This window comes from Nocardia cyriacigeorgica (assembly GCF_029868385.1).
Taxonomy (GTDB): Bacteria; Actinomycetota; Actinomycetes; order Mycobacteriales; family Mycobacteriaceae; genus Nocardia; species Nocardia cyriacigeorgica_F.
Genome location: NZ_JARWNX010000023.1, coordinates 115,468 through 128,782 on the forward strand (window position 1 = coordinate 115,468; position 13,315 = coordinate 128,782).

General features: G+C 68.4%; 11 protein-coding genes. 5 read left to right on the plus strand and 6 right to left on the minus strand.

The features are described 5' to 3' along the window. Window positions 1–17 precede the first annotated feature (17 nt). Together QH168_RS03760 and QH168_RS03765 are read left to right on the plus strand one after the other, a co-directional pair. Window positions 18–1,043 (plus strand): zinc-binding alcohol dehydrogenase family protein, encoded by a 1,026-nt coding sequence (locus tag QH168_RS03760; RefSeq protein WP_280233005.1) that lies wholly within the window; start codon window positions 18–20, stop codon window positions 1,041–1,043. A 157-nt stretch (window positions 1,044–1,200) separates the two neighbouring features. After that, window positions 1,201–1,860: a cutinase family protein gene (locus QH168_RS03765; RefSeq protein WP_280232972.1), complete on the plus strand. Its 660-nt coding sequence runs from the start codon at window positions 1,201–1,203 to the stop codon at window positions 1,858–1,860. Between the two features lie 9 nt (window positions 1,861–1,869). On the opposite strand, the gene QH168_RS03770 is transcribed toward QH168_RS03765, so the two are convergent. From QH168_RS03770 to QH168_RS03780, 3 genes are all read right to left on the minus strand, one after another. Continuing rightward, entirely contained in the window at window positions 1,870–3,900 is a 2,031-nt protein-coding gene (locus QH168_RS03770) for an SDR family oxidoreductase (protein ID WP_280232973.1), read from the minus strand. A gap of 371 nt (window positions 3,901–4,271) precedes the next feature. Beyond that, the gene (locus QH168_RS03775) at window positions 4,272–4,982 is read right to left on the minus strand and encodes a heme oxygenase (biliverdin-producing) (RefSeq protein WP_280232974.1); all 711 of its coding nucleotides are present in this window, start codon (window positions 4,980–4,982) and stop codon (window positions 4,272–4,274) included. A gap of 131 nt (window positions 4,983–5,113) precedes the next feature. Further along, a complete protein-coding gene (locus QH168_RS03780) occupies window positions 5,114–6,676 on the minus strand; it encodes a threonine/serine ThrE exporter family protein (protein ID WP_280232975.1) in 1,563 nt (520 codons plus the stop codon). A gap of 189 nt (window positions 6,677–6,865) precedes the next feature. Here QH168_RS03780 and QH168_RS03785 point away from each other — a divergent pair, with 189 nt between their 5' ends. Then, the gene (locus tag QH168_RS03785) at window positions 6,866–8,797 is read left to right on the plus strand and encodes an acyl-CoA dehydrogenase (RefSeq protein WP_280232976.1); all 1,932 of its coding nucleotides are present in this window, start codon (window positions 6,866–6,868) and stop codon (window positions 8,795–8,797) included. A gap of 42 nt (window positions 8,798–8,839) precedes the next feature. On the opposite strand, the gene QH168_RS03790 is transcribed toward QH168_RS03785, so the two are convergent. The 3 genes from QH168_RS03790 to QH168_RS03800 form a co-directional block, all read right to left on the minus strand. Beyond that, window positions 8,840–9,508 carry a phosphatase PAP2 family protein gene (locus QH168_RS03790; RefSeq protein WP_280232977.1) on the minus strand — a complete coding sequence of 223 codons (669 nt, stop codon included), beginning with the start codon at window positions 9,506–9,508 and terminating at the stop codon, window positions 8,840–8,842. A 34-nt stretch (window positions 9,509–9,542) separates the two neighbouring features. Then, window positions 9,543–10,421: a nuclease-related domain-containing protein gene (locus QH168_RS03795; protein WP_280232978.1), complete on the minus strand. Its 879-nt coding sequence runs from the start codon at window positions 10,419–10,421 to the stop codon at window positions 9,543–9,545. 135 nt (window positions 10,422–10,556) lie between these two features. Next, window positions 10,557–11,966 (minus strand): DUF2252 domain-containing protein, encoded by a 1,410-nt coding sequence (locus tag QH168_RS03800; RefSeq protein ID WP_280232979.1) that lies wholly within the window; start codon window positions 11,964–11,966, stop codon window positions 10,557–10,559. Between the two features lie 195 nt (window positions 11,967–12,161). Between QH168_RS03800 and QH168_RS03805 the strand changes: the two genes are divergently transcribed. Further along, on the plus strand, window positions 12,162–12,752 hold the full coding sequence (locus QH168_RS03805; protein ID WP_280233006.1) for a CDP-alcohol phosphatidyltransferase family protein: 591 nt from the start codon (window positions 12,162–12,164) through the stop codon (window positions 12,750–12,752). 63 nt (window positions 12,753–12,815) lie between these two features. Further along, window positions 12,816–13,214 (plus strand): glycine cleavage system protein GcvH, encoded by a 399-nt coding sequence (gcvH, locus tag QH168_RS03810; protein WP_280232980.1) that lies wholly within the window; start codon window positions 12,816–12,818, stop codon window positions 13,212–13,214. Window positions 13,215–13,315 lie beyond the last annotated feature (101 nt).

The following is a 13,315-nucleotide window of genomic DNA, read 5'->3' on the forward strand; positions in this document are numbered from 1 at the left end:
CCGGACGGGAAGCCCCGATGCGGTGCTGGCGAGTACGCGCGCCCGGCCCGATCGACGGCGGTCCGCTGGAATTCACCACCACCGCGCGCCCCGAACCCGCGGCGGGAGAGCTGCTGGTGCGGGTGCTGGCCTGCGGGGTGTGCCGTACGGATCTACACGTCGCCGAGGGCGACCTGCCTGTGCACCGGCGGGGTGTGGTGCCCGGTCACGAAGTCGTCGGTGTGGTCGTCGAGGTCGGACCCGAAAGCACCGCCGAGCCGCACGCGCGCCCCGGCGACCGGTTCCTACCGGGGGATCGCGTCGGCATCGCCTGGCTGCGCGCCACCTGCGGAACCTGTCGGTACTGCCGTCGCGGCGCCGAGAACCTCTGCCCCCATTCGCGCTACACCGGCTGGGACGCCGACGGCGGATACGCCGAATACGCCGTGGTCCCGGCCGCCTATGCGCTGCGGCTACCCGATGGATACAGCGACGCCGACACCGCGCCACTGCTGTGCGCCGGGATCATCGGGTACCGGGCATTACGCAGGGCCGCACTCCCCGAAGGCGGGCGGCTCGGTATCTACGGTTTCGGCGGCAGTGCCCATATCGCCGCCCAGGTGGCCATGGCCGAGGGCGCCGAGGTGCACGTGATGACCCGCGACCGGTCGGCCGCCGAACTCGCCCGCGCCCTCGGGGCGGCCTCGGCCCAGGGGGCGGCGGATCCGCCACCCGTGCCGCTGGATTCGGCCATCCTCTTCGCGCCCGTCGGCACCCTGGTGCTACCCGCGCTGGAAGCGCTCGACAGCGGTGGGGTGCTGGCGATCGCGGGCATCCATCTCAGCGATATCCCGCCCCTGAACTATCAGCGGCATCTGTTCCGAGAACGTGAGATCCGCTCGGTCACCGCCAATACGCGCACCGACGCACGAGAATTCCTCGCTGTCGCGGCGCGGCACCGCATCCGGCTGACCACACACCCCTATCCGCTCGATGCCGCGGATCGTGCGCTCGCCGACCTGGCGGGCGGTCGCTTCGCCGGAGCCGCGGTCCTGCTGCCCTGACCGGCCAGGACACGAATGAGCGTTGAGTCGATATCTTTTGGCACTTCCCGCTTGACCGACCACCACCGCGTTCGTACCTTCGCGGATACAGCCGGACCGGTGATGCCGACACCGCGCTCCCGGCAGGCACTTTCGGGTGTGAACGGCGGTGATCACGATGGCCGGACGACGGCGACGGATCGATATCCGATCCGCGGCAACACTGTTCGTAGCAATTCTGCTGGTATTCGGGACCGGAGCCTGGGGCAGCGGCGGGTACGCGAGAGCCGACGACTGCGCGGCTGTGGAGATGGTCGCCGTACGCGGCACGCATGAACCGGGGAATCTCGGTGCCGTAGTGGGTGATCCGCTGTACGCCGCCCTGGCCGCGGCGGTACCGCTCAGTGTCGGCGCCTACGCGGTTCGCTATCCTGCCGATCTGCTCGATCCCGGATCGGTGAGCAGAGGGACCGGCGATCTGGTCGACCATCTGGTGGACCGGTCCGTGCGGTGCCCGGCGCAGCGATACGTGGTGGCCGGGTATTCGCAGGGCGCGGTCGTGGTGCACGGCGCGCTCGGCACCGGAGTCATGGTGGCCATGCCGGGAATTCGTCAACTCCCACCGGCGCTGGCGCCGCGGATCGCCGCCGTCCTGCTGTTCGGCGACCCGCTGCGCCTCAACGCGTGGTCGGTCGCCGACGTCTACGCGAGCCGGACCAGGAGCTATTGCGCCCCTGGCGATCCGATCTGCCAGCTAGGCGCGACCGACCCGGACGCGCATGTCGGCTACCGCGACACGATTGCCGCGGCAGCCGACTTCGCCGCCCACCTGCTCTGAACGGCGCGCCTACCAGTGCAGTCCGGGCACGACCCTGGCCATCCGCGCGGCCGGACCCGGAAGCGCCATCAACGGCAGCAGCACCGGCGACAACACCGTCAACGGGCTGCGCGCCGGTTCGGCGAGCTGATCTGCGGTGGCCGCACCCGGGCCCTCCGGCCGCAGGGTCGCGCCCGAGGCGGCCTTGGACTCGCCGAACATCCGATACCCCTGATGCATGATCGTGCGCTTCACCGACGGCATGAGCAGTTCGACCGCCTGCGCGAAGGTCCCGACCGGCGTATCGATGCGATCCGGTCGATCGACGAGCGCGCGGATCACGATATCGGCGGCCTGCGCCGGATCCGGCACCGGCAGCGAGCGGTACAGATCGGTCGGCGCGATCATCGGCGTCCGCACCAGCGGCATCCGCACCGAGGTGAAGGTGATGCCCGCGTCGCGGTTCTCCACGGCGGCGATCTCGCTGAAGTTGTCCAGCGCCGATTTACTCGCGACGTAGGCGGCGAAACGCGGCACCTTCGTCTGCACCGCGATGGAGGAGATATTGACGATATGGCCGAACCGGCGTTCCCGCATCGACGGCAGCAGCGCCAGGATCAACCGGACCGCGCCGAAATAGTTGACCGCCATGGTCCGCTCGAAATCGTGCATCCGGTCGGTGGAATTGAGCACCGAACGGCGGATCGACCTACCGGCGTTGTTCACCAGATAGTCGACCCCACCATGGTCGGCACGGACCGCCGCCACCAGCGCGTCCACCGCGTCGGCATCGGTGATATCGCACGAGTACGCGTGGGCGTCACCGCCATCGGCACGCACCGCTTCCGCAGCGGCCTCCAGTTCCGCGCGTCCGCGCGCCACCATCAGCACCGTCGCCCCGCGACGGGCCACCGCGTGCGCCGTGGCCAGACCGATCCCGGACGACGCGCCGGTGATGAGCACGACGCGTCCGGCGAAGATCTCCTCGGAGGAAGCGGGCCGATGCCGATCCGGGTCGAGGTTGGTCCGCCAGTACTCCCACAGCCGTGCGGCGTAGCTGTCGAATTCGGGCACCGCCAGCCCACGCAGCAGGGCGCGGGTGGAATCGGAGACGAACTCCGCCGAGAACGACACATGCGGTGCGACTGCGGCGGGAATCCCGAGGCGTTCCAGCAGGAAATCGCGCACTGTCGGTACACCGGGCAGCTGCGCCAGACCGCTGAGCGCGCGTCGGCTCCCCGGCACAAGCCCGACACCCGCGGGGGCGCCGGCCGCGGCCGCGAGGGCGCCGTAGATCTCACCGAACGGCTGCGGGCGCGGATTCACCAGGTGGAAGGTGCGACCGTCCAGGCCGGGCCTGCGGACCAGCTCGACCATGGCCGCGGCGACATAGTCGACCGGAACCACATTGGTCGCACCCAGATCCGGCAGCGGAATCGGCAGCTCCGCCGGAAGGCCGCCGAGCGCGGCGATAGCGGGGAAGAAGTAATAGGGGCCGTCGATCTTGTCCATTTCGCCGGTGCGTGAATCACCGACCACGATCGCGGGCCGGTACACCCGCCACCGCACGCCCTCGGATTCGCGCACCATTTTCTCAGCGGCGAATTTGGTGCGATGGTACGGCGAGGTCAATCGCTGGCCGAGGTCGAAATCCTCTTCGAAGAACCGGCCGCGATGATCACCGGCGACCGCCACCGAAGAAACGTGATGCAGTACCGCGTCGAGTTGTTTCGCCAGTGCCAGAACAGAATTCGTGCCGCGCACATTGGCCGCGTGCGCGGTGTCCTCATCGGCGGTCATATCGTAGACGGCGCCGAGGTGCACGATGTGCCCGGCGGCGGGCGCGGGCCCGGTCAGTCCGAGGCCGTCCTCGGTAAGGTCGCCGACCAGCGGGCGCACCCGTTCGCTGCCGCGCCACCGGGTGGCGAGCGCGTCGAACTTGGTCAGCGATTCCGCGCGCACCAGCACGTGCACGGTCGCGTCCGGCTCATGGTCCAGAATTCCTTGGACGACACGACGGCCCAGAAAACCGGTACCGCCTGTCACGATAAATGAAGTCACCGTCTTACCCCTGCTGTTCACTCGAAGCTGTTGTCGCACAGAGTTGTCCGGCATGCTGCGGTGAATGCGGACATCGAAAGATTTCGACCCCCGGAAGAATTCGTCGGGTCGAGAGTAGGAACACCGTCGTCCTGACTGATCGAAACATTAACGGGGGTTACCCGCCGGTAGCAAGCCGGACCGGCCGAAGCGTGTTGTGTGAATGGTCACGAACGGCAGGGTGGGGATTTTGTGTGTTACAACAGTTTTCAGTTAATGAGTGTGCGACTCGCGGTGACAGATAACTCGGTTCACGGATATTCCGGGCGCGGAACGAGAGTATCGGGCCGCGGACTCGCGGCGAGCGATGACGACGAACCGGCCGATCGAGATCAGGATGGCCGACGGGTCGGGAATTCCTCGGCCAGTTCCTGGAAGACCGCGGTGTTCATCGCGAACGCGCGCTGCCCCTCGTCGAGCACGCGGCGGCGCTCGAGATCATCGAGCGGTATGCGGTCGAGCAACGCGCGATACTCCCGCTTGAACGCGGCCGGATTACCGACGGCGTCGAAGACGTAGAACCGCACACCGTCACCGCGATGCGGCAGATTCCACAACTTCTCGGCGGTACCGCGGATCACCTGCCCGCCGGACAGATCACCGAGATAGCGGGTGTAGTGGTGGGCGATATAGCCGCCCGGCCAATCGCGGGCGCATTCATCGATCCGCGCGGCGTAGGCGGCGGTGGCGGGCAGCGGTTCGAGCCCGTCGCGCCAGCCGGGCCCGGCCAGATGGGCGAGATCGCGTTCGAGTTCGGCGGTGCGGGCCAGTTCGGGACGGATGAACGGCCCCGCGATCGGGTCGTCGGCCAGGACATCCCAGCGGCCCTCCAGCGCCCGGTAGACGAACCACAGCTGGCCGGTGTAGCGCAGATAGGACTCGACGCCGAGTTCGCCGCCGAGCATATCGCTGATGAACGAGGAGTTCTCGGCCTCTTCGTGCTGACGGGCGGTGGCGCTGCGGATCTGCGCGGAGAACGGCAGCGGCGCCGCCCCCGCCGCGGTGGCGTGATCGGTACCCGACACATCCGGACCATGCGACATATCCGCAACCACCTCACCATCACTGGACTCTCATGCGCAGCGGACCCTCGGCACGGACCGCTGCGCGGCCCGTACGCTCCCCGGACCGATCGCTTCGACGATACCGGCTCGCCCTGGGTCCCGCGATGGGCTCATCTGTCCTTACGAAGGTTCGGCGGGAACTCTTTGCGGAGGTAGGGCGGTATGACGACCGGCCGCCGTCGGCGCCGAACGGTCGGCCGCTTGAGGCTGCCGAACCGGCGCAGCACCGGTGGCCGGACCACCGTCCGGTCGAACCATTCACCGAGGGTGACACCAGCGGCGAGCGCACAACCCACACCGAGCGCGGCCAGGAGTTGATTGGCGCCGATCAGCAATTCGTCGTTGAGGGTGCCGTAGAGACCCCGGTACACACTGAGACCCGGCAGCAGCGGAGTGATACCCGCGACGGCGACGACCAGCGGCGGCGTCAGCGCACGACGCGCCATCAGACCACCGGCCAGGCCGATGACCGTGGCCGCGGCGCCGGAGGAGACCACCGGCCCGAACCCCGCATGTTGCACGAACAGATACACCACGGTGCCGACGGCACCGCTGAGCGCCGCGGCGGCGAGGGCCCGGCGCTCGGCATAACAGGCCAGCGCGTAGGCCGCCGCCGCCACCGCACCAGCGAGCAATTTGACCGGCAGATCGGTGATCACCCGGCCCGGCGTCAGATCCAGCGGCGGCGACGTGGCGCCGAGGATCTGCCCCACCCGCAGCGCCAGCGCGATACCGGCGACGATGCCACCGGTCATCATGATCAGCTCCAGCATGCGCGCGGCGGCGGTGATGGGACTTCCGGTGATGGCGTCCTGCACCGAACCGACCAGTTGCAGACCACTGAGCAACACCGTGATGCCCGCGGCGATGATCAGCGTCGGGTCGACATCTATACCGAGCGGCTCGGCCAGGGTCGCCAACACGATCGCCGGTGTCGCGGCGATCGCACCGCCCACCATGTGCTGGAAGAAGAACGGCAACCCGTACCGATTGAGTACCCGGTTCACCCGGTCGATCGCGGTGGTGGCGCCGAAACTGATCACCGCGACGAGCACACCGGCGCCGAGCAGCACCGCGATGGCCGCAGCCAGCAACGACCAGCCGAAGGTGGCCGTCCAGCGCGGATAGGGGTGGGGTGCGGAGGTGATGGCGTCGAGCGCGGCGCGCGCGTCCTCCGGATCGACGACCTGGGTGCGGATCCGGCGGGTCAACCGATCGACGGCCGCCAGCCGGGTGAAGTCCATCCCGCGGTAGTGCACCACGCGCATGCTGCTCGCGGGCGGCAGCGAACGGCCGCGGTCGGCGTAGATGCGGATCGAGTCGAAGGTGACATCGACATCGCAGCGCGCCAGACCGTAGGTGGCGGCGATGAACCGGACCGTGGTGGTGGTGTCGTTGACCGACGTACCGGAGGCGAGCACCACCTCACCCATGCGGACCGCGAGGTCGAGCACCTCCGCGACGCGCGCATCGTCGGTGAGATCGATCGGCTGGAGCGGCGTCGGTGCGGCGACGATGGTGTCGGCGGTCGCCTGACGATCGCCGACCAGACGTCCGAATGCCTGCGTGACCACGGGCAGCCGAAGGATTCGTCGCCGCCGTGGACCGCGCGCCGCGAACTCTTCGACCCGTGGTTCGCCGGTGTCTCCTCCCGAGGGCGCGCCAATAGCCATAGCCGTGAAGGTAGTCACTTGCACAACGCCCGCGCATCGTGATCCCCGCAACCGTGCGCACGCGTCGCGGATGTCATACTCCGACGGCCGTTTCCCGCATCACGGCGAGAGCGTGTGCCGGGCCGAGTGACCGATCTCGCCCCGCGTTCCTTCGACCCGCCGTCCCCGGATGCGGCTAGGGTCGGGGACATGGCTACCGGCAGCGTAACGACGGCAGATCATCTTCGTGCGGCTTTGGACGGACCGTGGGGCGCGGTCCGCGAAGAGGCGAGGCAGCGACTGGCCGGGGACCGGTTCACCGGCGACCCCGAACTCGACTATCACGCGGCCCGCGCGCGGGTGCTCGAGCAGATGCGGGCACTGACCGGGCTCGGACTGGCCGAGCGAGGATTCCGACGGGAGAACGGCGGCACCGGTGAACCGGGCGCGGCGGTGGTCGGGCTGGAGATGCTGGCCTACACCGATCTGTCGCTCTGGGTGAAGTCCGGTGTGCAGTGGGGTCTGTTCGGCGGCGCGGTGGAGAACCTCGGCACCGAGCGACATCGCGATGTCATCAAGCGGCTCATCTCGTTGGACCTGCTCGGCTGTTTCGCCATGACCGAATCCGGCCACGGCAGCGACGTCGCCAACCTCGAGACCACCGCGACCTACGATCCGGCGACCCAGGAGTTCATCGTCCACACCCCGACCCCGTCGGGGCGTAAGGACTACATCGGCGGCGCCGCCGAACACGCCCGGATGGCAGCGGTTTTCGCGCAGCTCATCACCCCGGCGGGTAACCAGGGCGTGCACTGCCTGCTGGTGCCCATCCGCGACGAACAGGGCAACGACCTGCCCGGTGTCACCACCTCCGACTGCGGGCTCAAGGGCGGGCTGCCCGGTGTCGACAACGGCCGCATCGTGTTCGACCAGGTGCGCATCCCACGGGAGAACCTGCTCAACCGCTACGCCGACGTCGCCCCCGACGGCACCTACGACTCCGAGATCGAGAACCCGAGCCGCCGCTTCTTCACCACGCTCGGCACCCTGGTCCGCGGCCGGGTGAGCGTGGGTGGCGCGGCCGCGGCGGGCGCGCGGGTCGCGCTGAGCATCGCGGGGCGGTACGCGTTGAAGCGTCGCCAGTTCGGCGATCCGGATGACGGCGGCGAGACCCTGCTGCTTGACTACCGCAACCACCAGCGCAGACTGCTGCCGCTGATCGCGCGCTCCTACGCGTTGGCGTTCGCGCAGAACGACCTGGTCCGGCGCATGCATCTGGTGCAGACCGGCCAGGATCTGGATCCGGGTGCCCAGCGCGCGCTGGAGAAGCGGGCAGCGGGCCTCAAGGTGGCCCAGACCCGGCACGCCACCCGTGCGATCCAGGAATGCCGCGAGGCCTGCGGCGGCGCCGGGTATCTGACGGAGAACCGGCTGGTGACCCTCAAGGCCGATACCGACGTGTTCACCACCTTCGAAGGCGACAATGTGGTGCTCACCCAGTTGGTGGCGAAGGAACTGCTCACCGCCTACTCCGATGAGGTGCGCGATCTCGACGCACTCGGCTGGGTGCGCTTCGCCGCCACCATGGCCGGCGATGTGGTGCGCAAGCGGTCGGGCGTGCGTCAGCTGATCCAGACCCTGCGCGATCGCGGTGACGAATCCGTCGACGAGGGCGATCTGTCCAAGCGTGCGGTCCAGCTCCAGCTCTTCGCCGACCGGGAGGACTATCTGGTCCGCACCGCGGCGCACCGGCTGCGGGCGCGGGCGGAGGAGACCAGCCCGTTCGAGGCGTTCAACAACGCGCAGGACCATATCCTCGCGGCCGGTTCGGCCCATATCGACCGGTTGGTGCTGGAGGCGTTCATCGAGGGCCTCACCGTCATCGATGACCCGGACGCGCGGGCGCTCGCGGAAACGGTGTGCGACCTGTTCGTCTACGCGACCTTGGAAGAGAACCTGTCCTGGTTCATCATGCACCGGTTCATGTCGGTGGAACGCGGTAAGGCCGTGCGTCGCGGGGTCAACGAGCTGGTGGACCGGCTGCGGCCGGACGCGCTGACGCTGATCGAGGGCATGGGCGTGCCGGAGTCGATGCTGCGCGCGGCCATGCTCGACGATGCGAGCGTCTTCGAACGCGGGTGAAACCAGAGCGAGCGGATCGACGGCGCCGAATGGGCAACCGGCTCATTCGGCGCCGATGATCCGGCGCCGGGCCCGGATACCCGCCGCGCACAGCAGCACCGACAGTGCGATCGCCGCACTCGCGCCGCCGATGATGTCGGTGGCGTGGTGATAGTCGAGCGCGATCATGCCGACGGCCGCCGAACACCACGCCGCGACGGTGCAGCAGGCGATCACCAGCCGCGCCCGGGTCGAGTCGATCAACAGCATGAACGTCGTCGCGACCGCCATCAGATGCACGGTGTGCCCGCTCGGATAGGCGAGGTAATCGTGCAATGGCCGCCCCCAGAACGGTTTCAGCGCCCAGGTGTTGAGCCCGGCCGCGACCTCGGGCACCGCGACCATGGCCGTGGCGCGCCACCAGCGGTGCTGCCAGCCGAACCAGGCCGCACCCGCCAGCATCAGCGCGATCACCACCCAGGTGTTGCTCGGCAGCGCCAGGACTTCGGCGACCCACGGCCGCGGATCGAGCGCCGCGCTGATCGGATCGGCGAGCCGCTGATCGAGCCCGGTGGGTCCGCCGCCGGGTGGGAAGGTCAGCGGAATGGCCGCGGTCGCCGTGCCCGCGACGGCCGCGATACCCAACGCGACGGCCTGATCGGGAGTGGCGGGCTCACGGAAGGAATCCGGTCCGCGTGCGGCGGGTTCGCCGGTTCCTGGAGCTGCGATCACCGCAACGACGATAGTCACCGGCCGCGGCGGCCGCCTACGGACCGTAGGTGAGGATCGCGGTGACGACCATCCACAGCACCCAGGCGAACGCGATGATCATGCCCACCGCCAGCGTGGTCCGCATGAAAGCGCGCCCGAAATCGACGTCGCCGGTCTCGGGTGGATACAGCTTCCACGGGCTGTACCACGGCGCCCGGATCACCTTCGGCCTGTTCGCCTCGCGTTCGGCCTGCGCGAGTTCCTCGGCATAGGCCTCCGCCTGTGCCTGGGCCGGACCACCGTGCCACAGCGTGATGTCGATGGGGCCGAGGAAGCCCTCGTTCAGCAGCTCCTGCGGTGCGGGCAGATACGGCAGGATGCCGAGCCCACGGAAGGCGACGGCGACGTCATTGGCGGTCCACAGGTGGTTCTCCTGCTCGGCCAGAGTGTTGAAATAGTGCCGCAGCTGCTCGGGGTCGTCGCCCAGGATGGCGTCGAAACTCGGGTCGCTCCAAGCCTGTTCGATCTCGAGCCGGGCACCGCGCATCGGCACGATCAGGGCCACACCGTGCACCGCGCGCTGACCGAGGCCGCGCGCGGCCAGCCAGTTCTGGAGGGCGAAGGTGTGATCGCGGGAGCGCTCGAGCGGGGTGCGCCGGTCCTTGTTCTCGAGTGCGGCCGGTTCACCCGACACCGTCCAGGAACCGTTGAGCGGAATCTGGAGCACGCCCTCCTGACGTGACATCAGCGCCTCGGCCTCGATCACCACGCAGCTGGTCGGCGTCCAGATGACCGCGTCGAACTGGTGCAGTTTGTCCTGATGGAACAGACCGCAGTTGATGGTGGCCACGCCGTGCGGGCTACCCGGGTCCTTCCAGGTGCGCAACCAGTCGATCAATGCCCGTTCGGCATTGGTGCCTGCGCTGTTCTGCACTCGCACGAGCATTGGCGACCGCCCTTCACGTCGACACCCGGTACCGGAAAAGGATACGAGGCGGGTCGGCGCCGACCCGAGATTTCCGACCCCGCGCTGTGTCCCGGTGGGACGGACGCGGTGCCGGACCGAAGGCTACCCGTCCGAGGGCTCGGCGGGTAGTTGTCCGGACCGTACGGCGGCGACCAGTTCGGCGTGATCGGCCTCGGTGCGGTCGGCGTAGCGCACCGCGAAGTCCGCGACCGCCTCGTCGAAACGTTCGTCGTCGCCGAGGTATCCGGCGGTCAGCCGTGGGTCGAGGGAGCGGGAATGGGCCCGCGCGAGCAGCGCACCGGCGAGCCTGCCGTAATCGTCGAGATCCTCCGAATCCAGGTCGGCAGGGTCGATTCCGCCCTTGAGGTTGCGGAACTGGCGCACCAGGAACGGCAGTTCGCGCTCCGGTTCGGTATCGGTCGCGGGTACGCGCATGCTCGTCCAGCCGAGCAGGATGTCGGTCTCGGCCTGAACCAGCCTGGCGCCCTGCACGATTCGCTCACCCTCATGTCGCGGCGGGGCGGGTGGCACGAACGGCGTGAGCGCGGAGGGTGTGGCCTGTTTCAATTGCAACACCAGTACTTCGCCGTCATTGCCGTAGAGCAGGGCCACGTAGCTGTGCAGGCCGACACTGCCGGTGCCGACGATACGAAACGCGATATCGGACACCGAGAATCGAGCCACCAAACCCTGACGGGATTCCCGCAGTGTGCCCGCGTAGTCCTCCAGCGCGTCGATCGCCGCCTCGGCGACGGCGTCGTCGACATGGGTCAGAATCGGTGGATCGTTGACGAAACGGTGTCTGCGGATACCGGTTTCATGATCGTCGAGATGTTCGGTCCACTTGGCGACCACCTTGGCGCTGGTGTTCTTACGCGCCTTCTTGGCCGCCTTCTTGAAATCGTCGAGCAGATCATCGGCCTTGGCCTTGCCGATCATCGATTCGTCCGGCAGTGCGGTCCAGGATTGCATGAACGGCATCTCGGCGAGCGTGGCGATGGTGCGGCGATAGGAGCGCACGGCATCGCGCGCGGCGGTCCGGCAGTCGTCCTCGTCGGAGCCGCCTTCGCGGCCCGCCAGTACCAGGCTTGCCGCCAGACGCTCCAGATCCCACTCCCACGGACCGGCGATGGTCTCGTCGAAATCGTTGATGTCCATGACGATATCGCCCCGTGCGGTGCCGTAGAGGCCGAAGTTGGCCGCATGCGCGTCATCGCACAACTGGGCGGTAAGGCCGGTGTCCGGGCCCGCCGCCAGATCGGCGGCCATCAGACCGGCCGCGCCCCGGTAGAAGGTGAACGGTGAGGTGATCATCCGTCCGATTCGCAACGGGATCAGATGGTGCAGCCGCCCGGTGTTGCTCTCGTTCACGAACCGCACCACGTCCGGCCGGTCCGGTGCCGCCGCGGCGCGATCACGCGCGCCGAAGGGCACCCGCTCGCGCAGGGCTGCGCCACGGGCCATGGCGTCCTCGGCGGAGGTATGGCTACGGAGGTCGATTCCACTGCTCATCACCGCGTACGCTACCGACTCCCACACCGGGTACGGGTGCCCGGTCGCCGGTGGCTGGTGCGCGGGGTGAGGCTGTCACGGGGTCGGTCGACCACGGCGGGCCCGGATGGCGTCATCCGGTGCCGATACGGTATGCACGGGGCTGTGACAAGCGAATCGGGGACGACCGAATCCGGCCAGGGGACCGGGCGCGAGCTGTTCGGCGGCGTCTTCGCCGACCGGATCGTGACCGTGCCCAACGCGCTGAGCGTGCTGCGGTTGATCGGCGTACCGGTGTTCTTGTGGCTGATGTTGGTCGAGAAGGCCGACGGCTGGGCCTTCGCCCTGCTCGTGGTCAGCGGCGTCACCGACTTCCTCGACGGCAAACTGGCCCGGCTGCTGGACCAGTCCTCGCGTCTCGGCGCGCTGCTCGACCCCTTCGTCGACCGGCTGTACCTGGTGACGACGCTGGCCGCCTTCGTGATCCGCGGGCTGATCCCCTGGTGGGTGGCCGCCATCCTGATCGGCCGTGATCTGATCCTCACCCTGACCCTGTCGGTGTATCGGCGCCGTGATCTGGACCCCCCGGAAGTGATCTACCTGGGCAAGGCCGCCACCTTCGCGCTCATGTCGGCGCTGCCGTGGCTGCTGGCCGGGCAGATGGACTGGCCGGGCGATGGTTTCGGTCGGGCCTTCGGCGGGGCACTACTGGTCTGGGGCACCGCGGTCTACGTCTGGACCGGGGTGCTCTACCTGGGCAAGGCGGTCGCCGTAGCACGGGCCATCCCGCCGGTGGCGAGCCACTGACCCGCGCCCGTGTGGGCGCTCGCTATACAGTTGCGTGCACCGTGGACAACGAAAGGACGCCTTGTGACCCAGACTCCCGAGGATCTGCGCTACACCGAAGAGCACGAATGGGTGCGTCGGATCGGCCCCTCCAGGGTCCGGGTCGGCATCACCGACTATGCGCAGTCCCAGCTCGGTGACGTCGTGTTCGTTCAGTTGCCTGCCGTCGACGTCGATGTCGCGGCCGGTGACAGCATCGCCGAGGTCGAATCGACCAAGAGCGTCTCCGACATCTATGCTCCCCTGAACGCGAAAGTCGTTGGGGCGAACCAGGAATTGGAGAACACGCCGGAGACGCTGAACACCGATCCATACGGGTCGGGATGGCTGTTCGAGCTCGAGGTGAGCGATGCCGCGGCACTGGACACCGCACTCGGTGAACTGCTCGATGCCGCAGGTTATCAAGGAGTTATCGGGGGCTGAGGCGGCCTTCCCAGTTCTCCCTGCACGGGTCCGCCCCGGCAGGGTACGGTCAATGCCAACGGATGTGCTGCCTGGCCACTGGTGGGTTGTGCGGCCGCGAC

Bases quoted from the DNA above. Each gene is read 5' to 3' on its own strand.
- QH168_RS03760 (WP_280233005.1), top strand. From the start codon at position 18: ATGCGGTGCTGGCGAGTACGCGCGCCCGGCCCGATCGACGGCGGTCCG.
- QH168_RS03765 (WP_280232972.1), top strand. From the start codon at position 1,201: ATGGCCGGACGACGGCGACGGATCGATATCCGATCCGCGGCAACACTG.
- QH168_RS03775 (WP_280232974.1), bottom strand. From the start codon at position 4,982: ATGTCGCATGGTCCGGATGTGTCGGGTACCGATCACGCCACCGCGGCG.
- QH168_RS03780 (WP_280232975.1), bottom strand. From the start codon at position 6,676: ATGGCTATTGGCGCGCCCTCGGGAGGAGACACCGGCGAACCACGGGTC.
- QH168_RS03785 (WP_280232976.1), top strand. From the start codon at position 6,866: ATGGCTACCGGCAGCGTAACGACGGCAGATCATCTTCGTGCGGCTTTG.
- QH168_RS03800 (WP_280232979.1), bottom strand. From the start codon at position 11,966: ATGAGCAGTGGAATCGACCTCCGTAGCCATACCTCCGCCGAGGACGCC.